Origin of the sequence: Levilactobacillus sp. FUA 3915, assembly GCF_044053135.1 — a bacterium.
GTDB lineage: Bacteria > Bacillota > Bacilli > Lactobacillales > Lactobacillaceae > Levilactobacillus > Levilactobacillus lanxiensis.
The window spans coordinates 606,219-632,093 of record NZ_CP168704.1 but is presented as its reverse complement, the minus strand read 5'-3'; the positions used below and the strand labels follow the sequence as shown (position 1 = coordinate 632,093).

General features: G+C 49.4%; 17 protein-coding genes. 12 read left to right on the top strand and 5 right to left on the bottom strand.

All coding sequences use genetic code 11. The features are described 5' to 3' along the window. The first annotated feature begins 166 nt into the window (after positions 1–166). The gene (locus ACEPST_RS03225; protein ID WP_203642269.1) at positions 167–589 is read left to right on the top strand and encodes a Spx/MgsR family RNA polymerase-binding regulatory protein; all 423 of its coding nucleotides are present in this window, start codon (positions 167–169) and stop codon (positions 587–589) included. Between the two features lie 207 nt (positions 590–796). Here the strand turns inward: ACEPST_RS03225 and ACEPST_RS03220 are convergent, their stop codons facing one another. Then, on the bottom strand, positions 797–1,564 hold the full coding sequence (locus ACEPST_RS03220; RefSeq protein WP_204122156.1) for a C40 family peptidase: 768 nt from the start codon (positions 1,562–1,564) through the stop codon (positions 797–799). Positions 1,565–1,975: 411 nt separating this feature from the next. Here ACEPST_RS03220 and ACEPST_RS03215 point away from each other — a divergent pair, with 411 nt between their 5' ends. Then, complete coding sequence (locus ACEPST_RS03215) at positions 1,976–2,686, top strand: MIP/aquaporin family protein (RefSeq protein ID WP_204122155.1); 711 nt, start codon at positions 1,976–1,978, stop codon at positions 2,684–2,686. 181 nt (positions 2,687–2,867) lie between these two features. On the opposite strand, the gene ACEPST_RS03210 is transcribed toward ACEPST_RS03215, so the two are convergent. Beyond that, the gene (locus ACEPST_RS03210) at positions 2,868–3,578 is read right to left on the bottom strand and encodes a TatD family hydrolase (protein ID WP_204122154.1); all 711 of its coding nucleotides are present in this window, start codon (positions 3,576–3,578) and stop codon (positions 2,868–2,870) included. Positions 3,579–4,039: 461 nt separating this feature from the next. Here ACEPST_RS03210 and ACEPST_RS03205 point away from each other — a divergent pair, with 461 nt between their 5' ends. The 3 genes from ACEPST_RS03205 (at position 4,040) to ACEPST_RS03195 (ending at position 9,221) form a co-directional block, all read left to right on the top strand. Next, positions 4,040–5,098 (top strand): KxYKxGKxW signal peptide domain-containing protein, encoded by a 1,059-nt coding sequence (locus tag ACEPST_RS03205; RefSeq protein ID WP_395390497.1) that lies wholly within the window; start codon positions 4,040–4,042, stop codon positions 5,096–5,098. Then, positions 5,095–6,588 carry a MucBP domain-containing protein gene (locus tag ACEPST_RS03200; RefSeq protein ID WP_395390496.1) on the top strand — a complete coding sequence of 498 codons (1,494 nt, stop codon included), beginning with the start codon at positions 5,095–5,097 and terminating at the stop codon, positions 6,586–6,588. The genes ACEPST_RS03205 and ACEPST_RS03200 overlap by 4 nt, the downstream gene beginning before the upstream one ends. 314 nt (positions 6,589–6,902) lie before the next feature. Continuing rightward, complete coding sequence (locus ACEPST_RS03195; RefSeq protein WP_395425079.1) at positions 6,903–9,221, top strand: MucBP domain-containing protein; 2,319 nt, start codon at positions 6,903–6,905, stop codon at positions 9,219–9,221. A gap of 70 nt (positions 9,222–9,291) precedes the next feature. On the opposite strand, the gene ACEPST_RS03190 is transcribed toward ACEPST_RS03195, so the two are convergent. Next, a complete protein-coding gene (locus tag ACEPST_RS03190; protein WP_204121859.1) occupies positions 9,292–9,726 on the bottom strand; it encodes a MarR family winged helix-turn-helix transcriptional regulator in 435 nt (144 codons plus the stop codon). A gap of 107 nt (positions 9,727–9,833) precedes the next feature. On the opposite strand from ACEPST_RS03190, the gene ACEPST_RS03185 reads away from it, so the two are divergent. From ACEPST_RS03185 to ACEPST_RS03155, 7 genes are all read left to right on the top strand, one after another. After that, positions 9,834–10,292 carry a hypothetical protein gene (locus ACEPST_RS03185; RefSeq protein ID WP_204121860.1) on the top strand — a complete coding sequence of 153 codons (459 nt, stop codon included), beginning with the start codon at positions 9,834–9,836 and terminating at the stop codon, positions 10,290–10,292. Positions 10,293–10,384: 92 nt separating this feature from the next. Then, positions 10,385–11,251, top strand: coding sequence for a hypothetical protein (locus ACEPST_RS03180; protein ID WP_204121861.1), 867 nt, complete (start codon positions 10,385–10,387; stop codon positions 11,249–11,251). Between the two features lie 298 nt (positions 11,252–11,549). Beyond that, entirely contained in the window at positions 11,550–13,985 is a 2,436-nt protein-coding gene (locus ACEPST_RS03175; RefSeq protein WP_204121862.1) for a MucBP domain-containing protein, read from the top strand. Positions 13,986–14,235: 250 nt separating this feature from the next. Continuing rightward, a complete protein-coding gene (locus tag ACEPST_RS03170) occupies positions 14,236–16,407 on the top strand; it encodes a MucBP domain-containing protein (RefSeq protein WP_204121863.1) in 2,172 nt (723 codons plus the stop codon). Positions 16,408–16,633: 226 nt separating this feature from the next. Then, complete coding sequence (locus tag ACEPST_RS03165; RefSeq protein WP_395390494.1) at positions 16,634–18,631, top strand: MucBP domain-containing protein; 1,998 nt, start codon at positions 16,634–16,636, stop codon at positions 18,629–18,631. Positions 18,632–19,070: 439 nt separating this feature from the next. Then, positions 19,071–21,188 (top strand): KxYKxGKxW signal peptide domain-containing protein, encoded by a 2,118-nt coding sequence (locus tag ACEPST_RS03160; RefSeq protein ID WP_204121865.1) that lies wholly within the window; start codon positions 19,071–19,073, stop codon positions 21,186–21,188. A 207-nt stretch (positions 21,189–21,395) separates the two neighbouring features. Then, positions 21,396–23,555, top strand: coding sequence for a collagen-binding domain-containing protein (locus tag ACEPST_RS03155; protein WP_204121866.1), 2,160 nt, complete (start codon positions 21,396–21,398; stop codon positions 23,553–23,555). Positions 23,556–23,930: 375 nt separating this feature from the next. Here ACEPST_RS03155 and ACEPST_RS03150 read toward each other — a convergent pair whose 3' ends face one another. Both ACEPST_RS03150 and ACEPST_RS03145 read right to left on the bottom strand, forming a co-directional pair. Beyond that, positions 23,931–24,674 (bottom strand): sulfite exporter TauE/SafE family protein, encoded by a 744-nt coding sequence (locus ACEPST_RS03150; RefSeq protein ID WP_204121867.1) that lies wholly within the window; start codon positions 24,672–24,674, stop codon positions 23,931–23,933. A gap of 435 nt (positions 24,675–25,109) precedes the next feature. Continuing rightward, entirely contained in the window at positions 25,110–25,874 is a 765-nt protein-coding gene (locus ACEPST_RS03145) for a glucose 1-dehydrogenase (protein ID WP_204121868.1), read from the bottom strand. Position 25,875 lies beyond the last annotated feature (1 nt).

Genomic DNA, 25,875 nt, shown 5'->3' with positions numbered 1-25,875 from the left:
GCCAATCGTGAGAATCTGAAGAAATTGTTAAAAGGTGGCCTAGACCGAGTAAAATGGGTTTCATCATTCCAGATTGTGGTGTACAATGAGAAGCATAATTAGCACTCAAACAAAAGAGTGCTAATCCAAGTACCTCATCGAAGATAATCAATTGGAGGGCGATTCTATGATCAAAATGTACTTTCACGCTAAAACGACTGCGGTAACTAAAGCCATGAAATGGTTGGCGAACCACGATGCCATCTTTACCGCTCGTGACATTAAAAAACAACCTTTAACCAAGGATGAAATTCTTTACATGCTTTCTTTAACTGAAGAAGGCACCGACGACCTGATCTCAACGCGTTCTAAGGCTTACAAGGCCTTGCCTGCGTCCGTACAAGACATGGGGATGAACGAACTCGTTGATCTCTTGCAAAAGAATCCGGGGATTTTAAAGAACCCGATTGTCGTCGATCAGAACAAGTTAGCCACTGGCTTCGACCTGGAAACCATCCGGGAATTCGTGCCAGCCGCTTACCGTAAGAAGGAACTGGCCAGTTTCTTCAAGATTTTAAACGGCGGGAACAACAATACCGCTCTGGCTTAACACCAGCATAATAGAAGAGTAGATGACCGAGCACCGACACAATTTTGTGGCGGTGCTTTTTCTGTTTGGTCGCTGATTTTCGCTCCCGGCGGCAACGATCAGAAAGGCACTGCCATAGTTTGTGAGGGTTGGACTTTAATTGTCGATAGTCTGATTGTGCAAAAAAAGACCGCGATTTCCCGCGGTCTTCAGTGATTACGTTTCATCTTAGCTCAAGCTAGCCGGTCGGGAATACCCCACCGTGTGCCACCAGGAAACGTTGGTGGCTTCGTTGACCACGCCGCGGAGTTGGGCGTCAATCATCTTGTTGCCCCCCTTGTAGATGCCGACGTGGCTGATGTTGTTCTTACTAGTGCCAAAGAAAATCAGGTCGCCGGCCTTGGCATTGGCGGCACTCACGTGGGTGTAGGCGTCGTACTGCGATTGGGCCGTCCGGGGAAGCGTCTGGCCAATGGCCTTGTTGTAGACGTACTTGGTGAAGCCGGAACAGTCAAATGAGCTGGGACCATTGGCGCCGTACACGTAGGGCTTACCCAGCAGGGACTTGGCCTCACTGTAAATGGCGCTGTACGTGCCGTTACCGGTCGTGGCGGTGCTGGTGTGGGCGTAGCTCTTCTTTTGCAGGTAACCGTGCCAGATCCAGCCAGAAGCGGTCTTCCTGCCGTTGGTGACGTAGTAGTACAGGTACTTCACGCCATCCTTCTTGACGATGTAACGCTTCTTAGTCGCGTGCCACGTGGTGTTGGGGTAGTTCTTTAAGTAGTGCGTTTTCTGTCCAAATTTCATATCGCTGGCAGTGCCACTCAGGTTGTAGGTCCAACCGGTCGCGCTCTTGCGCGTGTAGGCGGTGTCGGTCATGTTGCTGGTGCTGACAATGGTGTTGGTGCTATTGGCCTGCGCGGTGGTTTGGTGCAGTGCGGGTACTAAGGCAGCGGCGAAGGCCACGGCTAAACTAACTTTTTTAAGTGTTTTCATAAAATTAAATCCCTCATATGTAAGTTATTTGTGGTGCTTGCTACTCCTTCTAAGATAACGTATGGCTGTAACAAATTGATTACGGGGTGACATCATTGCGGTTACCATTGTGTGTATGTCAGTAATGTAACAAGGGTTGGATGACTTGGGTAAAATGACGAGACTAGTTGTCATCAGGCTCTAATTGTTCAAAAAGTTCATGGAAACTAGTCACCAAAAAGTCGACCTAAGCTGTGCCGGGACGGCGGTTAGTTGCGGTAACAAACTTTGACAGAATCCACATCAAATTCTCATATTAAGCAGTTAATCTGTAACCGTTAACATTTCAGTATCTACAATCCTTACAGATTGTGGTAGACTATCCGTAGCGCTTATTAATTCCATTACATATTAAGAGGAGGGTGTTATTTTATGAATGGCTTTATTGGTGAGTTTTTTGGAACCCTGGTTTTGATTCTTTTGGGTGTTGGGACCATGGCTAGTGTTAACTTGAACAAGTCCTACGCTAAAGGGTCAAACTGGACCTACGTGTGTGTGGCCTGGGGTATGGCCGTGACGATGGGGGTCTATGTTGCCGGGTTACTCGGTTCACAAGGCCACTTGAACCCAGCCGTTACCATTGGGTTCGCGCTGTTTGGTTACTTCCCATGGGCGGACGTTGTGCCTTACCTGTTGGGTCAATTCTTGGGGGCCTTCGTCGGGGCCGCGTTAGTTGCAATTCAATATTATCCTCATTTTAAAGATTCTCCTGACGAAGCTAGCGGTAACCACGTGGGAATCTTCTCCACGAAGCCCGCTATCAAGAACCCACTGTACAACTTTCTCTCTGAAACGATTGCCACTTGGGCCTTCGTCTTCGTTCTCTTGAACTTAGGGAACTTCACGGCCGGCTTGAAGCCGTTCGTCGTTGGTCTGGTTATTATGGTTGTCGGGATGGGCTTAGGTTCCACGACTGGGTTCGCTTTGAACCCTGCCCGTGACTGGGGTCCTCGTCTGGCCTACACCATCTTACCAATCCCTCACAAGGGAGCGGCTGAATGGAGCTACGCTTGGGTACCAATGTGTGGCCCACTGGTTGGTGGGATCTTAGCTGCCGGCCTGCAATACTGGATTACTTATTAACCATTTTTCGGTCGAAATCGACTGGTTAGTCGTTGGTTTGGTCACTTGCTTTTCAAAGGCGTGACCAAGTCCGTCCGAAATAAGATTCATTGCTTAAATGCAACGCTTAACAACTAATGGATTAAGGCTTTAAAGCGCTAAAAAGAGGCGACCGGGAATTCCCTGGTCGTCTCTTTTTGTGCTACGAAAGAAATTGCTGGAGGTTTTGGTAAACGTTGGCCTCCAATTCAGCCGGTGCCATGCCCCGTAGATTGGCAATGATACGCAGACTCTGCTTGAGAATCATCGGGTAGTCCGTTACCGTGACCGGGCGGTGCTGGGCCCAGGTCACGGCGGCCAGGCCATCCGTTTCAATCAGGAGGCGGTTGAGGGGGATGGTTTTGGCCAACTGGGCGACGGCCGGATCGGTCAGGACGTCGGGACCAATCGTGAAGTAGCAATCAAGGCGGATATAATCTGCTTGATACTCAGGGGAGGCGTACCAGTGAACCAGGTAGCGGTTGGGATACTTCTGAATATTGGTCAAGACGGCGCGCTCACAGCCCTTGGTGTGGAGCACGACCGGTTTGCGGTGGTCGTGGGCGAACCGGAGCTGGGCCTCGAAGATGCGGGCCTGTTCCAGCAGATTCACGTCCGTCCAAACGCTGTCCATGCCGATTTCGCCAATGATGTTGGTGGCTTCCAGGTAGGGTGTGACCTCGGACCAGCGCAGTTCGGTAGCCTGCCAGGGATGAATGCCAAAGCTTAATGGCTGATGGCCGTCGACGAGCTGGCGATTGGTTTCCCATTCGGTGGGTGACTGACAATTGATCAAGGCTAAAATGTGTTCGTCGCGTTGGAGTGCGGCGAGTTCAGAACTGCCATCCAGATGACAATGCGCATCACATAACATGGTGGAGGCCCCCTCGAGATTTGTTGCATTGAGTGTAGCACGTTCTGACGGCGCCACCTACTGGGAGGGGTTGGTTGGCACGGTATTTTGTAAAAGCGGCCAGTTAGGGAGCTATCGGTAGGAATGGTTAATGGCCTTTCTTTCTACATAATTTTAAATTTGTAACATAACGATTTCTATGAAAAAACGGCCAGACTTTGTGAAAAGGTTAAACCGTATTACTTGCTATAATGACTGTAACGACGGCAATTAAATCACAATTTTATTTTGTGTGTAAATTAGTTAAAATGACGAACACCACTGTTAAACGTTTTGCCCATTTAGTAGATTTTAGGGGGTGAAGTGGCTATAATTATATTTGTAAAGAGCATAGACCGTTTTGCATCAAAAACGGGTGGGTCGACAATTACTCATGCGGTGAGTGAACCACGATAACATGTTTTTAGAGGGGACTGTTATGTATGTTTAATACCAAAGAACACTATAAGATGTATAAAAAAGGGAAGACCTGGATTTTTGCCAGCATCGTCACAGCCACGTTAGCCTTGGGGGCTTTCGGCGGTCAGACGGCCCATGCGGATACTAGTGACGGGGCCACGACCGGCGAAGAGACGGCGACCCAGGAATCGGTGGAACCAGCGAAACAGGTGACGCTCGGTCAGCAGCAACACTCACAGACGCCGGCCGATACGACGGTTAAGGAAGCCACTGGGGCTACCAATGAGACAACAACGCCGAGTGATGGAACGAAGGACCCGGTGGCGGCACCCGCTAAGGAATCGGAAACGACGCCGGCACCGGATGCGACGAGCGATTCAGATGGTGACACGGTGGACAAGAACGGAGACACTGATTTACCGGCAACTCCAGCACCAGACGCAGACAAAGCGGGCGCGACGGACGGCAGTAAGGTGACCGAAAAGCCTGCCGCAGACGCACCGGTCGACCAGACCAATAATGAGGTCACGTCGACAACCGTCGAGCAATCAGTGCCGCCAGTTAATACGGTTAAAAAGGTCAATCCACGGTTACGGTCAATGGCGGCGCCTACACCAACGCCAGCTGTGACGGTAGCCCAACCCGTTGCTGAGGCTGAGGAGTCGATTGATCAGTGGATGCCGAATAAGACATTACAGCAGGTGGTACTTGATACACTTACAGCTAAAAATGATTATTTTAATCCCGAAGTTTCCGCTTCTGGAAAAACCTGGAGTAGTGTCAACGATATTACACAGGCAGATATGTTGTTGCTGAATCGTCTTGATGTGCAAGCACATGCCACTACGTACATTGATGGTAAGACGTCGTTTTCTTTGGAAGGATTGCAATATGCGACTAATTTAACGCACTTGGATCTTGCTAACAACATGAATGCGGCTCCCTATGCGATGCGGGGAGATATTACAGACTTAACACCACTAAGTTCATTGGTTAATCTGCAGTGGCTACAGTTTACCTTGAATCGGGTTTCAGATATTACGCCGATTACCGGATTAAAAAGCTTACGACACTATCTATGAGTAACAATGGTGTCGCAGACTTTTCCGCATTGAATCCGGCGCAATTTACAGGTGGTTTTTCAATTGGCGAACAATATGTGGTGAACAACCTAGTGTTTGTGCCACGGACTGGCTCATATATCGTGACTAATCCTGTGAAAGCGCCGCAAGGGAGTTCTTTTATTGCAAGTACGCCAGGAGGAGCTGTTGCGCTTCCAATTTCAGCTCCGGTTCCGGGTAATGCAACGCCAACAGTTCGAATCTTTTGGGTAGGGGCCGTTTCAACAGTAACTGGTAATCAAATTGCTTATTCAGATATCAAGGATCAAATTATGCCCGGGCAGACATACAACCCGCTGAGTTATTTGTATCCATACCTGGTTCAGGAAGATTATACGTATTTCTTGGAATCGGTTTTTTCTGATTCTACTACCGGTATTACAGTAGCGATGGTAACCCCTTATGTGAAAGCGGATGCTGCCGAAGACGTAACGGTCAATTACGTTGATGAGTCTGGTCAGAAATTGGCTGACCCAGAAACCTTAACCGGACTAATTGGTGAAGGTTACACGGCGCCAACGAAAGAATTTGCCGGTTACGAATTGACCGAAACACCAGCCAACGCGACCGGGACCTTCTCCGACACGGCCCAGACGGTGACCTTCGTTTACAAGGAAGCCACGTCATCCGTGACCGTGCATTACCAGGATGAAGCCGGGACCACGATTCAAGCCGACACGGTGGCTTCTGGTCAGGTAGGGACGACTTATGACATTGCCCATCCTGATATCACCGGGTATACCTACAAGGAAACACAGGGGGATGCCCAAGGGACCTACACGGATACGCCGACTGAGGTGACCTTCGTGTACACCAAGAACGCTGGGACCGTGACCCCACCAGTTGTCACACCAGACCAAACGATCACGGTCACCGTTCACTATCAAACGGCGGACGGCACCACGGTCGCGCCGGATGTGCTGGTAACTGGGAAGGCCGGCGACACCTATACGACGAGTCCAGCGGCTAACGTGCCGGATGGCTACAAGCTAGTGACCACGCCAGCCAATGCCAGTGGGACATTAGGCGACAGCGACTTCTCCGTGACCTACGTTTATGAAGAGACTGGCGGGGATGGCGACAAGGTCACGCCGGATACGGACAAGCCAACGACCAAACCGACGAAGCCAGGAACCAAGCCAGCTACTAAACCAGCAGCGACGAAGAAGACGCCAGCTAAGAAGACTCAGGCTGGTGGTCAAGCAGATGCCGTGACTAGCAAACGTGGGGGCAAGACCATCGCGACTGTGGCCAAGGGTGGCGCGGCCGCTAAGGTGGACTTAACTGACAAGACGAGTACGCAAGCCAATCACCCGGCAGTTTCAAAATCAGCCGCAGCCGATTTGCCACAAACCAACAGTAGTGAACAAACCTCACCATTCTGGGGCGTCGCACTACTAGTTGCGGTCTTAGGCGTATTTGGATTCAAATTAAAGCGCAAAGAACAATAAGCAGAATGACGGAACGGACTGAGCGGAAATGCTTGGTTCGTTTTTTGTTACAGCTTTCTAATGCTGTACCCATGAAAAACAAACTAAATAGTCGTTGGTGAATTGCTAAATTGTTTATTTAGAAGTCAATCTTGATGGTGGTTTCAGTCGCTTACATTTTAGCTATGACTTTGTAATATGCCGTAAACAGTTTTTGGAGTGTGGACATTCTATAAGTTAATCAATATAATGACCTATAGGGAGAGAATTAATTGAGGTGCTAAATTAATAGGTGAGTATGAAGCGTGCGGACAAGTACTTAGGGAGTGAGTATGATGTTGAAACAGTGCGGTGAATCAGAACATTATAAGATGTACAAGAAGGGGAAAACTTGGATTTTTGTGGGAATCCTAACTAGCTTCTTCTTGGTCACGACGGTGGGAACCGAGACGGCTCATGCAGATACGGCTGATAACGATGCGGTACAAAATGATACGCAGCAGGTCGTTCAACAGCCTGCCACCCAGGAACAACAGGTCTCTTTGAAGACGGCGGCCCAGAAAGACGAGACGGTTCCGCCCGTTGCGGATGAACCCGAAGAGAACGTAACGCCGGACGTTGAAAAGCCAGCAGCTGATGCGGCAGAAAAGCAGACGCCGGTGGAACCGGAAACCACGCCGCCCGTTGTCGAAGAGTCGCAAGACAACCCGCATACAGGCGCCCCAGCCGAAGAGCCAGCACCGGTGGTGAATCCTGAAGTGGCTTCGGCCAATAAGGTCACCGCAGTCCAAGACGAGACAAACGACGTCAAACCAGTAACCGAAGTGACGCCGCCTAAGGCCAAAGTTAATCCACGTTTGCGGTCGATGCCAGCGCCACAAGCTGTGACGGCAGCGCCCGTTGCTGCGCCCGTGCAGGCGGACCAGTCGATTGATGAGTGGATGCCAAATAAAATGTTGCAACAAGCCATTTTTAACACCCTTACCAAAGGCAATCCGTTGACGAACCCAGCTGTCACGGCGTCTGGAAAAGTCTGGAACAGCGTGAGTGATATTACCAAGGATGATATGGCGCTTCTCAGTGTGTTTAGCATTCAAGGACCTGACTATACGACATACATTGATGGCAAAACATCGTTCTCACTTGAAGGTCTTCAGTATGCGGTCAATCTAACCTCTCTAGATTTGAAAGGGACTAATAATTGGGCTTGGGGAGGAACGATGGCCAATTATCAGGAGGAAACGGGTCTTGGAAAATACAATGGCGATATTACGGATATCTCTCCGCTGCAGTATTTGACAAAGTTAGAGTTCCTACAGCTAACGATGAACCGGGTGTCGGATGTCACCCCCTTAGCAGGGCTAAAGAATCTAACGACATTGGAAATGACCTACAATCATGTGGCTGATTTTTCATCGCTAAACTATGCGCAATTCACTGGGAGAATGACCTTTGACCATCAATTGATTGTTAATGATCCGGTTGTTGTGAACGGTAAAACTAGAACCTATACGCAACCGATTATTGTTAAAATGCCACAAAATTATCCAGGCGGTTTAACTTCTGACGTTGGTTATGGCTGGATGTATGACACTCTGAGATCAGTTTATGTTTTTGAGTCTGGGGGCCTTGGAACCCTGGATGATAAGGGTAATGTTGTGTTTACTCAAATTAAGGATCAGGTAATGCCGGGTTCCACGGCTCCTATTTCTGATGATTTTAAGACGACGCAACTACCATATAAATATTATTTGTCACGAGTCTTTGATGACGAGGCCGGTGGTCAGTACTTTTCTGTTTACATGCCATACACCATTGGTGAAGAGGGTCAACCAGTCACGGTCCATTATCAGGATACGGCTGGTGAAATGATTCATCCGGATTCGGTTCTCGAAACTGGGTTGGTGGGGGAAACGTACACAACCGATCCGCTTGAGATTGACGGATACACTTTGAAGACAACGCCAGAGAATGCGACGGGAACGTTTGGGGATACTGCGATTGACGTCACTTACGTTTATACCAAAAACGCTGGCACGGTCACGCCTCCAGATGTTACACCGCCAGTTGTCACGCCGGACCAAACGATCACGGTCACCGTTCACTATCAAACAGCGGATGGTACCACGGTCGCACCAGATGTGCTGGTGACGGGAAAGGCCGGCGATACCTACACGACTAGTCCAGCGGCAAACGTTTTGGACGGGTACGAGTTGGTCACGACGCCAGCCAATGCCAGTGGGACGCTGGGGGACAGCGACTTTACTGTGACCTACGTTTACGCTAAGTCAGATGGGGATGCCGACAAAGTTACACCAGACACGGATAAGCCAACGGCCAAGCCGACTAAACCAACCCCTAAGCCAGCTGGTAAAAAAGAGGTGGCTGCTAAGAAAGCGACAAATGGTGGTCAGGCCGCTCAGCTTGTCAGTGGTAAGAAGGCTACGACTGTTGCCAAGGGTGGCGCGGCCGCTAAGGTGGACTTAACTGCCAAGACAGGCACACAGGCAGATCAGCCAGCAGTGAAGAAGTCAGCCGCGGCCGATTTGCCACAGACCAACAGTCGTGAACAAGCCTCACCATTCTGGGGTGTTGCGCTACTGGTTGCGGTCTTAGGTGTATTTGGATTCAAATTCAAACGTAAAGAACAATAGGCACGTAATCAAACAGACAGTCATGGCTCGGCAAAGATACTTGTCGAGCCATGACTGTCTATTTTGGCGTTTATTTAGTCTGATCAAACTTTTTAGCCTGTTCACTCCAGGCTTCTAACTGCGTATAGACCAGTTCAACATCGTTGGCAGGGACGTCGCCCAGAACCTGGTCCCAAAGCGACTGCTTGAGCTGACGAATCGTTTTGCAAGCGGCCCTTCCCTTAGGCGTGATGCGAATCCAAGTGATTCGGCGGTCGCTGTCATCGGGGGCCCTAGTGATGTAGCTGGCGTGTTCAAGTCGCGTCAGTTCGCGGCTCACCAGGCCTTTATTGATGGCAAGCTCGGTCGTGATTTGTTTAGCCGTGACGCCGTCGTGCTCATTGATGAAGAGTAGAAAATTAGCGTTGCTGGCATTGATTTCGGGTAGCGTCAGTTCGTGATTCATGGCAATCTGAAAACGACGGTGGAGTGCGCCGATAAACTTTCCAATCTTGGTGATATCCAAAACAACGGCCTCCTTTTTTGTTTAGTATAGCATAACATATAGTTGACAAATAAACTAAATTCGGTTATTCTTTAATAGTTGATTTATCAACTATGGGAGGATTTTAAATGACTTTGAAACAGCGCTTGATTTTTTCTTTCTTGATGTGCACGGGGATGGCTAGCAGCATGAGCTGGTTAGGCATGGCGAAAAATATGGGGATCAATGCAAACATGTGGCGGGTGTTTGGACTATCTGTTGGGCCAACGATTCTATTTGCGTTTGTCCTCAATGTGTTGGTAGTCAGCAATCTGAGTACGTTGCTAGTCAAAATAGGCACGCGGCCGCTGGTCAATGCGTCTGCTATTCAGCTAAGGGCCGGCACGATTCGTAGCTGGACGATGCTGCTGGTGATGTGCTTTACCATGAGTACCCGCGCGCTCCTGATGAACGGGACGTTGGCCCACATGACGGTGGCGCAGTTCGTGCTGAGCTTCTTTAGTACCTTGACGATGGCCTATTTTGTCCGTGATCTCCTGATTATGCCGGCGATTCAACGGCTGATGGCGCGGAAGCAGCGGGCTTGAAATAGGGGCTATTGAATTTAAAAGACAATGAATTTGGACTTGGTAACTGGGGCTACATCTGCTAAAGTTAAGGACATAACGGGAGGTGGAAGATGAAAATTTCAGTGAAACAATTATGGGTGCTGGGAATTGTGGTTGGGTCGATGATGTCGGGGACGACCGCTACAGCTGCCACTTTGCCCATGGGCGCACAGTATTCTCAACAACGCGCGAATTCAGTTAAATTAGTATGGCGGCGAAGTATGACCCGCAAGGCTTATCATCCAACGGGGGCCGCGGGCGCACGCTACTCCAAACACCTGGGGATTCGCTACCAGGCGGCACTAGACACGTTGACCCACTATACGTTTTTTACCGATGCACATGAAAAGGTTCGGGTGAAAGCTACCGGTAAATCGCGCATCTATTATCATGTTAAAACTTCTGACGGCTTATTTGGTGGCTGGGTATGGCGCGGTTATTTGAAGGCCGGTGTCACACCTGGATTGGGCAATGCGGGGCAAACACCGATTCTGAAGGGCAAACTTGATTTGACCAGTGCCACGAGCACCGCGAAGTTTGATCAGGACGTTGTGGCGTACGAACAGAAGTTACGACCGAATTTTAAATTTAAAGCAAAGGCAAATCAGCTTTCCCAGTTAGAAGCACAAAATTACTTGAATCGGGATGCGGATAGCTTGGCGGCCATTCAGAAGATTGATGTAGGAACGTCTCATATGAATGGGAGCATGGCCTATATAACCATTAGTGATTTTAATCAACGATTGAGTCGGGGGACGAGTTACACCAGTCAGGTCAAAAATATGGCAGAAGTTTTTGACGATTTGCTGTCCAGTTGGCAAGCATCGCCCCAGGTAGGCATTGGTTTTTACACTCTCCCAGACAATCAATTGACCGGGAAGGCACCGACAGATTACCGAGCGTTTTACGCGGTGAGCTATGAGGATGATAACGAGTAGGCAGTTGTCCCAGCCATGATGGCTGTATTAAAATGATTTCAATTTATAAATTACACATGCAATTACGTCAAGACGAGCTGAATGATATTTGGCCCGTCTTTTTATTTGGAATTGAATTAAACCGATAATGATTATTGCTAAAGCAGGACTGGAATATAAAATTAGTTATCAAGAAGAAAGGTTCCACGTATTTACTTGATTGTTATGTGGATGTTTCATATAATGATTTTGTGAGATGGCCGTTATAGCCTGCTTACGAGTTGGATAAGAGAGTAGGGACTGAATAGGGGGAGTTTATATGGATAAAGTTATTAGAAAATATAAAATAATGTATAACACGGATAAAAGATGGTTAGTGATGACCACAGTCGCGGTTTCGTTGGTGTGGGGAATCTTGGATAGTCAGCCGATATCTGCGGATGTTGTGCCGGATGTTGATGCTGATCAGGAGAATGTTATGGCGGACTCTAACCAGGAGACAATTTTAAATCAGCAGAAGACGCAAACGTTGACTGTCACTGAAAAAGAGCCGACAACGGATGAAGCTGATAAACAAGCTGCCAAAGACGGTGAGGGTTTTGTGCAGACACCTGTTGCAGACCCGCAAACGCCATCAGACTCAGTCACTACTAGAAACTCAAATAGTGTGGATTCAGAAGGGACAGAAAATGCTGTCACTTCATCGCAAAAAAAAGCTGACTTAGTGGATGAAAATAGAGTGACCGAGGAACCCACAGCAGTAACAACGGTGGACCAATCTGACAGGCAAGCTATGCTACCAGATAATTCAAATCCTGTGGTAGTAAAAAAGGAGCCTGAGACTCAGAAATTAAATCCACGGTTACGGTCAATTGCGTCAACACCAACATCTGCTGTAACGGTGGTCCAACCAGTTTCTGAGGCTGAGAATTCGATTGATAAGTGGATGCCGAACACTAGATTGCAGACAGAAATCTTAAAGACACTGAATAATATTTCACCTAATGGCAAAAGATGGAAAAATACCAGAGATATTACGCAATCGGACATGTTGTATCTAACCAGCTTGAATGGCAGTGGAACAACGTGGATTGATGATCACACACCTTATTCTTTGGAAGGCCTTCAATACGCAACTAATCTTACAAGTATCGTATTTAATGGGTTAGCTCAAGCGCAAGATTCATTGTCGCCTATCTATTCTGGAATTAATGATATTTCACCATTGAGAAATTTAACAAAATTACAGACGGTTTGGCTTGAATGTAATTCAATCTCTGATGTGACGCCACTTGCAAATTTAAAGAATGTTACTAGCCTGCAATTGGAGTTCAACAAAATTTCGGATTTTTCATCACTAAATCCAAATCAGTATACATATTTCAACTATGAATCACAGTTTATCACGTTACCTAAAATCTACGTTTCAAGCGCAACACGAGCTGCTGAAATGCCATTTAGGGCTTATCTTCCTGGCGGACAGTTGGCACCGCTGATTCAAGGAAAGGGAGCAACGTTTGTTCCTGCCGAGTACATAACGCCCTCGACTGAAAAGTTTTGGTTGTGTGGACGTGGTGGGGATGCAACGGAAACAGATGGCGGCCTAGTTTATACCAATTTGAAGAACAATGGACTCTATCCTTATACTATGTATAGTGGTGCACAGGTGGTACCTAATCAGCTGTTATTTTACATGGTTGGAACGTATGCTTACCCTGCTAACACTAGTGAGCCGTTTATTGTGGTGGTACAGCCGTACGAAATTAGTGATAGCTTAGTGTCAGTCACAGTTAGATACTTGGATGAGCAACGCAAGCCACTTAGGCTGAATAATATAGTTAATGGAAAGATTGGGAAAAAATTTAGTTTTGACGCACCCGATATTGCTGGTTATGAGACACCGTCGACAATCACAGGGATCTTTTCTCCTACACCCAAAACAGTCGATTTCATTTATAAAAAGGCTACGATGACAACCGTGACCGTGTACTACAAAGATGAGTCTGGAAATCCAATTAACGATAGCATAGAAATTTCTGGTCAAATTGGCAAAAACTATAACATAAATCACCCTGATATTGACGGATATACTTACAAAGAAACGCAAGGGGATGCTCAAGGAATTTTCACGGACATGCCAACTAAGGTTACCTTCGTGTACACCAAGAACACTGGGACTGTTACCCCACCAGTCGTCACGCCTGAGCAAAAAATTACAGTCACTGTTCATTATCAAACAGCGACTGGTACCATGGTCGCGCCGGACGTAACTGTCGCGGGTAAGGCGGGGGATGCCTATACGACCAGTCCCGCCGCGAAGGTAGCGGATGGGTATCGGTTATCCGTGACGCCAGCGAATGCGAGTGGCACGCTGGGCAACAAGGATTTTGCGGTCACCTATATTTACGAAAAGACTGGTGGAACTGGAGATAAAATTACACCAGATACAGACAGACCAACGACGCAACTGAATAAACCAACGATTACGTCACCTGGTGACAAGCAGATACCGGCGAAGAAGCCTCAAACGGGTGGTCAGGCGGATACTTTAACTGGCAGTCATGGTAATCAGTCAGTTGCCACAGCAGTGTTCAAGACTGGTAAGCAGACAGACCAGCCAAATATTTCGAAGACAGTGACGGGTAGTTTGCCGCAGACCAATGATGACGAGCAAAGTTCACAGTCTTGGGGTATTGCGCTGTTAGTTATGGTCTTGGGACTATTTGGATTAAAGTTGAAGCATAAAGAGCAATAATCAAAGCATTACAACCCAAAAGGGCGCCAGCGAAATTATCGGCGCCCTTTAGTATGCTCTGAAATAGATGTTAGTCGAACTAATTCAAGTGACAAACTACACCATTAATGTTTTATCCTATGCTGGCTTTTCAAGCGGTAACCGGTTATACTAGGGGTGGTTAAAGATGACCAACTACCACACTAATTATCGATTTCGTTACACCACTGTTGCTACCGGCAATGATGCCGACAAATTGAGGAGGATTAATGTGCTTAAACGGGATGAATCAACACACCGGGTGAAGATGTATAAGAAGGGGCGCACGTGGGTGTTTGCCGGCGTCTTAACGGCAGCGCTTGCGTTTGCGGCGCCAGAGGGTGTCCAAGCGGATACCACTGGTGAAACACCTTCCCCAGCCAAAGCAGAGACGACGACCACGACGAACGCCCATCAGGATCGAGAAGTGACGCTCACGACACCAGACGTTGACGGTCATCCAACCACGACGGAAACAGATACCGTTACTGATACCGAAAATGAAAGCGGTGCCACAAATGATTCAGTAACAGCAGGCGACCTCGAAACTGAAGCCGGAGACAAGACGACCACCACGCCAGAAAAGCCGGCGGCGGATGTCACGACAGAAGACCCACAGACGGCCGAGCCTATCGCGGCCGACACCGTACCGGAAACGGCCGTGCCTATTTCAGAAACGGCCAAGCCCAAGACCCACAAGCAGACCGGCGCAACGACCGAGTTGAAGGCCGTGAAATTGGTTAAGGCCGAGGTTGCCAAGCCGGCCACGGTGAAGTTGGCGCACCAGCAGCGGGCAACCGCTATCAGCGAGTGGATGCCGAACACCACGCTTCAACAGGCTGTTTTGAAAAATCTGAAATCTCAGAATCCAGGTCAGAGCTGGAACAGCGTCGATGACATTACCCAAGCAGATATGGCGCTGTTGAAGACCCTGTCAATCCAGAGTGGGGCCGGCACCTATATCGATGGCAAGACCGAATTTTCTCTGACTGGCTTGGAATACGCCACAAATCTGACGTCGTTAACCATGGGGGGGAATTTGAACGCAGCTCCGGGCGCTTACTATGGTGATATCGCTGATGTGACACCGTTAGCCGGGTTGACCAAGCTAGAAAAACTGGACCTGCAACACAACCGGATCACCGATGTGACACCACTAGCTAATTTAACCAATTTAAAGGAATTGCTACTGGCGTTCAATCGAATTCATGATTTCTCACCATTAAAGGGCATCAACTACACCAGTTTTCATGCGGGCTCACAAATGGTGATTTTAGACCCCGTTAAGGTGAGTGCCACCGACCTGAGTGCCCACCTGAAGATTCAATTTATCACGATCGATGGCGACCTGATTCAGCTGGAACAAGTGCCGGTCCGAATCGCCGACCCCGTCTTCTACTACAACGGCGCCTTTACCTACCGTTTCTACTTTACCGGTGGGGTTGGGGTCAGCGACGGTCAGGGCGGACTGAACTATACGGAATTGCAGCCACAGATTCCGGGTATCACGGAGTATCCGACCGTGACAGTCGATCCACAGGAAAATAACTACTTCTTGACGGGCCGGGCGGATGGCTCGGACTCGTATGGCAGTTACCTGTTCGTGGTTGCCCAGGGCTACGATATCGCGGAGGACGCGGCGCCCGTGGTCGTGCAACATCATGACGAGCAGGGCAACGCCATCGCCAAGGATGTGACGCTGCCAACGGGGATGGTCGGGGAAGACTACACGACCACGCCACTAGACATTCCGGGATACAAGTTGAAAACGACGCCGGAAAACGCCACCGGTCAGTACGGCAGCGAAGCCATTACGGTCACCTACGTGTATGAAAAGGATGGCGGCGGCACCGTGACCCCACCGGTCGTGACGCCGGCTGCGGATGTTACGATGACCATTTACTATCAGCTGGCGGATGGCACCAACATCGCCGCTAGCCAGACGATTAGTGGGAAGCCAGGCACCACGTATTCAACGAGTGCCTTAGACGTGACCGGCTATCGGTTGGTGACGACGCCAGGAAATGCCAGTGGAACCTTTGGCGACGCGGATGGCACCATCACCTACGTGTATGAAAAGTTAGAAACTGGCGGTGGTGGGGACCTCATCACTGATGGCAATGATGGCGACGACGGTGACTTGGCGACCGGCGATGGGGATGATCAGAAACCAAGCGTTTCCGTGACAACGGCCCAGGATGAAGGCGGCGCGGGGGCAACGGCCAGTGGCCAGCCGGTCCAGTTGGCGAATGGTGCGACTGCTGCGACGCCACAGAAGTCCGCGGCCTCAGCGACAACCTTGCCACAAACCAACGACCAAGCAAACTCAGCCTGGTGGGGCGTGGCGTTACTAGCCGCGACGACTATTGGTGGCTGGCTAGGTTTTCGTCGAAAAAGTGAATAAGTGAGTGGATGAAAGCCTTGATGTCTAGGACGTTGAGGCTTTTTTATTGTCAAAATGTAAACGTGGGTAAAAGTAATCGTCATATTATAAATAATTAATATTATAGTAGATTTTCACCGACCACTCCACTATAATAATTGATAACGAAATGGTGGGCGGGTCCCACTATTAACATAATTATTTTCGGTGACACGGCACTAGTTGACGAACTTTAGGGGGAAGACAATTGGGGAAACGACGAAGAAAAAATTGGCAGAAGTATGGGTTATGGACGGCAGCAACGTTGGCTGGATTCGGCTGGCAGCTGACCACGGGGACGGTTGCCGAGGCAGATGAGGTGGCCGATGCCGCGCCGGTGGCAGAGTCGGTGGTGACGGCGGCTGAGGAAGAACCGAAGCCAGTGAGTTCAGAGTTAGAACCGGGAGTGTCCAGCGTTGAATCTAGCCCAGAGGCTGAGACCGCAGTGGAGCCAGAAACTGTTGCGGAGGCGGGGACGATAGCGCCACAGGCCTTAAGCGGTAACGGCGTCGTTTTATCTCAGCCCGGCAAACGCCAACTGCGACGGGTTAAAGCGAATAAGCCGGTGGATGACCAACAACAGTCCACGACCGCAGTGGTTGCGGCGACACCGGTGTCGGAAGTTGTCAGCGAGAAAACCGATGCGTTATCCAAACAGCCTAAGCGTACGGAAGCAGCGATTGATCAGTGGATGCCGAATAAGACGCTACAGACGGCCGTTTTGACGGAGCTACGGCGCGAGCCCCAGGCAGACCATAAAACTTGGGCGGCCGAGAATGAGATTACGCAACAGGATATGCTGCGTTTAGATGCCCTACGCATTACCGGTAATGCAGAATCAAGTGGAATTAGTACATATATTGATGGGCACACGGAATTTTCTCTCAAGGGTATCGAATATGCCAAGAACTTGGAACACATTGCTTTGGGCGGAGGAATGGTTAACAATAGCCCCTATCAAATGTATGGAGATGTCGTGGATCTCTCGCCACTAGCTGGATTGATACACTTGCGGTCGGCCATTCTCGATAATAATCGAATCAAAGATATTTCGCCGCTGAAAAATCTGAATAACCTGGAACAACTCTATTTAACCTTTAATCAAATCTCGGATTTCCGGCCGCTAAATGGCAAAGACTTTTGGCAATTAACGATTACGGAACAGTATATTACGTTGCCTACGATTAAAGTCGACCCGGAAAAACGGACGGCCCATATGCTGGCGCCCTACTATCTACCGAGCGGGGATCTCCCCGGTCTGTATAGTCCTGGGGAATGGGTCGACCAAGATATGGATTTTCATATTGATGAGAATAACCATAATGATTATTATTTCAATCGCTATATCTATCACAATATTCCCAACGATGATGTTTTGCTGGGGGGAGATATTGACGAGAACGATTGGGGAAATCTGACCTACGTTAATATTCCGGACCAGAAGCCAGGGGATGCGGAGCCTTTAGAGGAGCACCAAATACAGCTTCCCAATTATTACTACTTGGTGGCGATGGCAGATGTGGAGCCGGGGGATGTGGTTTCCAATGATTCAGACGTCGAATGGTACGTGATTCAGCCCTACACTACAGCCAAAAAGGCGGGGAAAATTACTGTGCGTTACCAAGATGAAGAGGGGCATTCCTTAGCCAAGAATAAAGAACTTCCCGATGGGTATGTCGATGACGCCTACAGGACGATACCGCGAGAAATCAAGGACTACACGCTCAGCAAAACGCCAGAGAATGCCCAGGGCGTTTATACAGAAATGCCCATCGAAATTACTTATGTTTATCGGAAGAATGCAACGGAAAAGCCTAGTGTCACGCCTCCAGTTGTTACACCTCCTGTCGTGACACCACCGATTGTGACACCGCCGACTGATGGAGGAACACCTCCAACTCCGAAACCGACGCCCGGTCAGCAACCGAATCAGGTGGATACTGGGAATAAGCCGAATCAGGTAAAGCCGGTGCCAGTTAGTGTTGCCGGTAGTGCGGCCGACCAAGTGGATACAGGAACGACCAGTCAGTCGACCGCACCGGCTAAGCAACATCCCAGTAAATTGCCACTCGTCATGCCAACGACACCGCAGTCCAAGGGCAACGCTCTGTTACCACAGACGGATGGGCAAAGTGCCTACCAGCTTCTGGGCGTGATTGGCCTGCTGATTGCCTTTTGGGGATTGGCGCATCGTGGGAAAGATTAAAGAATTAGGGAACTTATATGACCAAAGCCAAAGAACACTGCCGAGTAGGGGTGTTCTTTTTGCGTAAAGTAAAGATAAATAACGAATATAGAGTGTCCTAAAACTATTTAAAATGACGATCCTTGACTTAAACGACAGACCGCTGATTTTGTCCCTAAAAACCGCTGATAACTGGGCATGGAAGTGCTAGCTGATTTTAAACGAAAAATAGGTAAAACCATTGACGAAACAGGGATTCACCATTATCAAAATTAATTATTTTGATGAAAACACGGTTCGAGTGTGATTAGTTTTATCACCTGACAATTAAGCTTGATTTTGTTGTAAATCGGACTACAATGTAGATATATAAATGTTATCCACTTTTACCAAACTGTTACAATTAAAATCGATGACTAGGGCGAACGCAACAACACAAATCAATGAGGAGGAAGCTATCATGCGGAACTTAAAGAGTGAATCAAAGGAACACTACAAGAGCTATAAGGCAGGCAAACACTGGGTTTTCGCTTGCATCACGATCATGAGTCTCGGCTTGGGTCTGGTGGGGGCCAACGTAACGGCACAAGCTGATACCAATGACGCAAGTGAACCAGAAACAAGCGTGGTCAAACCAGCAGCTGATGAGCAAAATCCAGCAGTCGGCGACACAGTTGACACTCCGGCAGTTAACAGCGATTCAGGTTCTTTAGACAAAGGTGATGGCTCTGCAAACGGTGCGGGTGCGGTCAATACCGATAAGGATATTAACAAAGACATCAACACTGACGAGAGCAAAAATGCCAATGTCGAAGATGCTAACAAACCTGTTGACCAAGATAAGGATGTTCCAAATAATGTAGCCGGTGACAAGCAAGGTGATCCTAGTAAGGATGTCCAAAACCAAGGGCAACCAGAAAACCAGCAGCAACTCCAAAACTCAGTAGAACCTGAAAATAAAATTAAACAAGCGCCTTTAGAAACACCAGTGGATGAGAATCTTAATGGGGACAAGCAAGAAGACGTCAGCAATCTTAGCAAGGTTAAGCCAGTGGTTGAAAGTGACTCCCTGTTACGGGATGAAGCACCAAGTATTGATGCTTCGGTTTGGATGCCGGATGCAAACTTGCGGGCCTGGGTTGAAGCGTCCTTGAGCAAAACGAACAAGACGACCGTAGATGACAGCAATCTGGCCACTTATGTCCAAGGAGCGACCGTGCTTTCACCTGATTCATCGCAGACATTTGCTGACGCACAAAGCCTGGAAGGTCTGCAATATTTCACAAATCTGACTAGCTTTACTTACTACGGTTACATCCCGGCTTCTGGCATGATTGATTTTTCTTTTGCGCCTAACTTAACCTATTTGAAACTTTACAATAAAGGCACTGCAACCGGCACTATGGATGCGACAGCGCTCGTTAACTTGCTGGCTAACAATAAGAAATTAACATCGCTGACTGTCAGTAACTATGGCTTAACTGGACAGGTTCCTGACCTTTCGGCGTTTACTGACCTGAAGTCTCTTCAAATGGATAACAATCAACTGACTGGCGCGATTCCTAGTTTGACGACGATGCCTAAGGTGACTTACTTATATCTGGGATACAACCATTTAACAGACATTCCAGACATGAGCGCTTATACTGGGATGTACGATTTCAGCCATAATAATCTGGTTACGGGAATTCAGAAAAACATGGGAATCTTGGGCAACTCCATGTATCAAACGGTTACCGGTAAAGACTATACCATCACCCCAACGGTCCGTTCCTTTGACCCAATTACTGATGTGATCAAAGGTGTTCAGGATGAGAGTGGTCAACTGGATCTCACCGACCCAATGGTTGCGTACAATTTAGGAACTCCGGGAGATCTGTACTTTACGGTTGAGGCCGATCCGGATAATCCAATTGGCTTTAACATTGTGGCTGCTGAAGGGACACCCGATGGTACCTACACCATTGAGGTCTTCAATCAGAAGACCAATCATTACAACTTCGATTTGACCTTCACCGTAACTAACGCCAAAGATCCTGTCGTTGACCCAGGGACTGGCACCACTGACCCTGGCACCGGCACGACAGACCCAGGGACTGGTACCACAAATCCAGATACCAACACCAATCCGGGTACCAGCACCGTGACCCCAGGCACCGACACCACAGCGCCTGATGTCACAGTCGATAATGGCGGCGATGCAGCTCAAGCTGTAACGGACACCAATCCGGACGCTACTAACACGCCACAAACAGGTGGGGATGCGGCGACGATTGACACCACGACGCCTGCTAAAGCTAAGCAAGTTGCCAAGGCGGGACAGGCTGACCAACTGGTTGCCAAACCAAGTCGTCAATCTGCTAAACCAGTCACCGAGTCCAAGGGTCAGGTAGCTAAAGTTGTTGCCCCAAAGGCACTGGCTTCTAATGAACAGCACCAAGCTGCCACAACGGCCAACCAAACCAAGACGACGTTGCCACAAACCAACGAACGGAGCGGCGCTAGTCTGCTGGCTGCGGGGATTGCCTTGATCATCGCCACCTTCGGCATGGGCTTTACTGCTAAGCACCACGAATAACCATAAATGTTAATTATCTGAGGGCTCGCTAAACGGTAGCGGGTCCTTTTCTTGTGAACTTTTTAGCCAAAATGGTCATTGTGGTAAACTAACGGACGATTAAGTAGTTTTTGTTCAAAATATTTTCACCGTTTATATTGATTGTTTCCTTAAGAAGGCCCAAAATGGGGGTGGAGTTTATTTGGGAAAGGTAGGGATTTAATCGATATGGAAACGAAACGGACACACTTCAAAATGTATAAGAGTGGCCGTCGCTGGGTCTTCGCTTGCGCTGTGATGTTAGTCACGTTAGGCGCGGGGGCCACGGTAACTGCCAATGCCGACACGAACACATCGAGCGCCAGCAGCACGACTGAAGTTAAGGCCGCTACAGGTTCTGAGAGTCAGGCAGAATCAACTGGGGCAACCTCACAATCTGAAAGCAAATCTAGTAGCCAATCAACGTCAACGAGCGCATCTTCAATGTCCTCAGAGCAAAACAGTTCTGACGCACAAGATAGTTCAGTTAACAGTCAATCGACCAGTTCATCTTCAGCCAAGACGGTGAAGACGACCAGCGTTCGGCCAGGGACCACCCTGAAAAAGGGCACGTTGAAGCCAGGTCTCAAGGCAAACAAGTTAGTTAAGAAGTCAATCAAGAAGACGGTTAAGAACGCCACGACGACTAAGACGGTCACTTACGCCCACACCAGTGCGGCTAGTGCCAAGGCCGCTGTTGCTAGTTTGGCTAGTTCTGAAAAGACGCAAGCCGCTAAGCAAACGATTACCAGCATGCTCCAAAAGCTTGCCGGAACCGCCACGAAGACCAGTGCGTTTGAACCTTACGCGGATTCTGGGATTCAAGCCGGTGGCAGTGTTTACGATGACTTCCCTGACCTGAACAACATTCTCGGGGTCTCCTCCGTCTTTCACATTTTTGCCCGTGAAGCCGAATTGAACGCCCACACCAACGGGAACGTGGCCGTTCAAAACTTGACTGGGAACGTGAACTTCGGGACTAACATCATTGAAGAACTGCTCGACAAGGATATTTCTTACATACAGAACATTACCAACATTGCCAACAGCTCCTTCGTTTCCGGGGGCTCAACTCGGGAAAACAAGGTTATCTTCGGTGAAGGTATTGAAATTGACATCAGCAACCCGAACCGGCCGATGGTCAACGGCCAATACATTGACCACTTATTGGCTCAGGAAGTTTACCAAGATCAAAATGGACAAACGTACATCGACTTTGACGCCGAATTTGCTAAGCTGAAGGTCTTGAACGAAGCCCTGGCCAATCAAAAGAGTGAAGCCAGCTATTCCAACAGCGACTTTGACGACCAGAACAACCGGGTCATTGATATCAGTGACATGACGCCAAACGCTAACGGCCAGATCGTCATCAATTTGACACCGGACGTGCTCAATAGCAATACGCCACTGACCATCTCTGGCTTATCACCAGACGCTGATGGGACCACGGTCATCATCAACGTGGATACCGGTGGTGCGGCGGACTATGACGTCAACTCTCAAATTAAGATCAAGTACAGTGACGGGTCCGACCGGGACAATCACGAAACGGAAGACTTTGGGGACAACCATCTGCTGTGGAACTTCTACAACAGCGGCGCCAGCGATAAGCAATACACCGGGACGTTGGACTTTAAGAAGGCCTTCCAAGGCAGTATCTTAGCGCCATCTGCCACGGTCGTTGCCAGCTCCAACATTGATGGGAACATCATCGCGGACAAGGTCATCGTTAACGCCGAAACCCACCGTTGGGACTTGCAAGATAACAAGGACAACGAAGGCGACGGGGACGGCGATGGTGAAGAAGACCTCGAAATCCCTGTTCACCCTGGGATCGATGTTGAAATGCCAGAAATTCCTGGTACGGAAGGTCCTGACACAGAAGGTCCAGACACCGAAACGCCTGGGACTGAAGGCCCTAACACGGAGAACCCGAATACCGAGGAACCGAACACAGAAAATCCTGACACCGAGGAGCCTGAAGGCGAACCTAACGGTGGGGACGAGAACTTAACCTACGAGCATGAACACCCAGAATACACGGAAGACATGGCGCAAGACTTTGAAGACGACTTGATCGACTTTGAGGCTGAGCGCAATACGGCCGCTGAAGAAACCTTGTTGAACAAGGTTGACGCTGCCATCGCCGCTGCCCGGGCCAAGGGCGACACGGAATTAGTTGCCCAATTGGAATCCGTTCGGGGCAATATCTTACAGGCCTTGGGCTTGTCCGATGGCTTACCACAAACTGGCGAAGCTAACGATAGCTGGTTGAGCGCCGTTGGGTTTGCACTGGCGGGCACGTTATTAGCCACCGGCATCGCCGTCGACCGCAAGCGCAGGTACTAAACTGGTTTGAGTGCGCCTTACCGGGCGTCCCAAATGGCTCGGAACGCGGTGGGCGGACGCCTGAAGCCAAAGAGCGGTCTTCAGGCTCGCTTTGAGCCGAAAGTCACGTCTCAAAGACGCCAGTTCTCTAAGTGACCTAGGCCGTCACTTAGAGAACTCCCACGGCTGAAGCCATTTGGGACGCCCTCACGGCTTACACTGGTTTAGTACCGTCGTTGGCAGTCTTGTTTCTTGAGACTTTTGACGTGTGGTTTTGAATCGGTGGCCGCTCTGGTATTACATGGATCGTTAATTTTCAGTAGAATAGACAGAAACAGGCTTTGGCCTCACGCTAGTTTGCGTGGGTCAAAGCCTGTTTTTAGTTTGGAAGTCTTTTTAGAGAATCATACGTAAGCCCATGACGAGTAGGAGCACGCCCATGAAGGGTTTGACGTAGTAGTTGAGTTTTTCTGGATTCACGTGCATCAGGAGACGGGGGGCACAGATGGCGCCGAGCACCGCGCCAATCATCAGGCCGATGCCGACGTGCCAGTCGATGTTGTTGGCCGACAAATGGAAGAGGAGACCGACCAACGAGGTGCCGACTAGAACATACGAGGAGGTGGCCGCGGCCGGTAACATATCTAGGCCGAGGACCAGGAGCCCGGCAATAATGGGCCCGCCGCCACTCAGTCCGGCCACACCGACCATGATGCCGCTCAACATGCCATAAATGGCGGCCTGCAAACCTTGATGACGCGCGGGTTTACTGGCGTGCGTCAGGAACCGTTTGGCCAGGACCTGCACACCTAAGCCGGTCAAGATGATGGCAACAATCCACGTGTAGACGTCGTTGGGGATGTAGGGTGCCAGCAACGCGCCAATCACCGTTGCCGGGACGGCCGTCATCAGCATCTGGTTGCCGACCTTAAAGTGAATTTGACCAGTGCGATAGTGGCCATAAGCGCCGACCACTAACGAGGGGAATGCCGTAAATAGGGACGTGGATGCTGCCACGGCTGGGGCGAGACCGAAGACACTGGTCAACAGTCCCAAGTAGATGGCCGCACCACCACCCCCGGTGGAAATAACCAATAGGCCAACTAAGAACCCAATTATTAGAAAGACTAACCACATCATTTACCCAATCGTCTCCTTACCGACTAATCATGTTGATTAGTTTACCGGTTACGGTGGGATACGTCAATTTGGTGAGTGAGTGGGGTGGCGGACTTTTTCTTAGAGGTGCGGTTGTTGTTGATATTGGTTTGGGGCGGTAGATTTTCTCTCGCCTTGATATCCGGAAATATGCGTCCTCTGAAACGTGTTACACAGGGCAGGTCCCTGCGCTTAGAAAAATAAGACGCCCCGCTCGGCCTTGCCGTTGTTGTTAACATTGATTTGGGGCGTTAAACTTTCTCTCGCCCTGATATCCGAAAACATGCATCCTCCGAAACGTGCTCCGCCAGCCAGGTTCTTCCGCTTAGAAAAATAAGACGTCCTGCTCGGCTTTGCCGAACAGACGCCTTATTCCTCTAATGCTCGGAACCTAAACGGCTGGCTCCGCACTCTTTTTTAGTAACTAGTCCACCCACCATCAACCGGCACAACCGTCCCGTTGACGTAGCTTGCGGCGTCTGAACATAAGAACAGCGCCGTTTGGGCGATTTCGTCGCCGGTTCCGGGTTCTGGTGAGAGTGGCATGCCGACACTTTGCCGTTGCATGCCTTCCTTGTCAATACCCTTTATGGATTCGGCGATGTTGGTCTTGATGCCACCTGGGGCGATGGCGTTGGTTCTGATCCCAACGTTTTCGTACATGTAGGCGGTGTTCTTGGTCAAGCCAACCACAGCGTGTTTCGAAGCCGTGTAAGCCGCACCGGCCCGGCCGCCACCAAGTCCACCGACGGACGCGATGTTTAAAATGACCCCAGATTTTTGCTTGGTAAATAGCTTCAGTGCTTCCCGAGTTGCCAGCATGACGCTGGTCGTGTTGACCGTCATAACGCGGTCCCACAACTCATTGGTCAGTGTGCCAACAGGGGCCATGTTGTCCATGATCCCGGCGTTGTTGACCAGAATGTCCAAGTGGCCATAGTTATCGACGGCCGTCTTGACCATGGCGACGACATCGGCTTCCTTCGTCACGTTGGTCACAGCGGCGACGGCGTCATTACCCGCATCGGTGATGGCCTTAACAACCTCGTTTAACCGGTCTTCATTGATGTCGGCGGCGACAATTTTGGCGCCTTCCTTGGCAAATAATTCGGCCATGGACTTCCCCATGCCGGACCCGGCACCCGTGATGATTGCAACTTTACCTGCTAATTGTTGAACCACG

Coding starts and splice junctions, on each gene's coding strand:
- ACEPST_RS03195 (WP_395425079.1), top strand. CDS start 6,903: ATGTTGAAACAGTGCGGTGAATCAGAACATTATAAGATGTACAAGAAG.
- ACEPST_RS03210 (WP_204122154.1), bottom strand. CDS start 3,578: ATGTTATGTGATGCGCATTGTCATCTGGATGGCAGTTCTGAACTCGCC.
- ACEPST_RS03215 (WP_204122155.1), top strand. CDS start 1,976: ATGAATGGCTTTATTGGTGAGTTTTTTGGAACCCTGGTTTTGATTCTT.
- ACEPST_RS03185 (WP_204121860.1), top strand. CDS start 9,834: ATGACTTTGAAACAGCGCTTGATTTTTTCTTTCTTGATGTGCACGGGG.
- ACEPST_RS03160 (WP_204121865.1), top strand. CDS start 19,071: ATGCGGAACTTAAAGAGTGAATCAAAGGAACACTACAAGAGCTATAAG.
- ACEPST_RS03225 (WP_203642269.1), top strand. CDS start 167: ATGATCAAAATGTACTTTCACGCTAAAACGACTGCGGTAACTAAAGCC.
- ACEPST_RS03220 (WP_204122156.1), bottom strand. CDS start 1,564: ATGAAAACACTTAAAAAAGTTAGTTTAGCCGTGGCCTTCGCCGCTGCC.
- ACEPST_RS03155 (WP_204121866.1), top strand. CDS start 21,396: ATGGAAACGAAACGGACACACTTCAAAATGTATAAGAGTGGCCGTCGC.
- ACEPST_RS03175 (WP_204121862.1), top strand. CDS start 11,550: ATGGATAAAGTTATTAGAAAATATAAAATAATGTATAACACGGATAAA.
- ACEPST_RS03180 (WP_204121861.1), top strand. CDS start 10,385: ATGAAAATTTCAGTGAAACAATTATGGGTGCTGGGAATTGTGGTTGGG.
- ACEPST_RS03205 (WP_395390497.1), top strand. CDS start 4,040: ATGTTTAATACCAAAGAACACTATAAGATGTATAAAAAAGGGAAGACC.
- ACEPST_RS03150 (WP_204121867.1), bottom strand. CDS start 24,674: ATGATGTGGTTAGTCTTTCTAATAATTGGGTTCTTAGTTGGCCTATTG.
- ACEPST_RS03200 (WP_395390496.1), top strand. CDS start 5,095: ATGAGTAACAATGGTGTCGCAGACTTTTCCGCATTGAATCCGGCGCAA.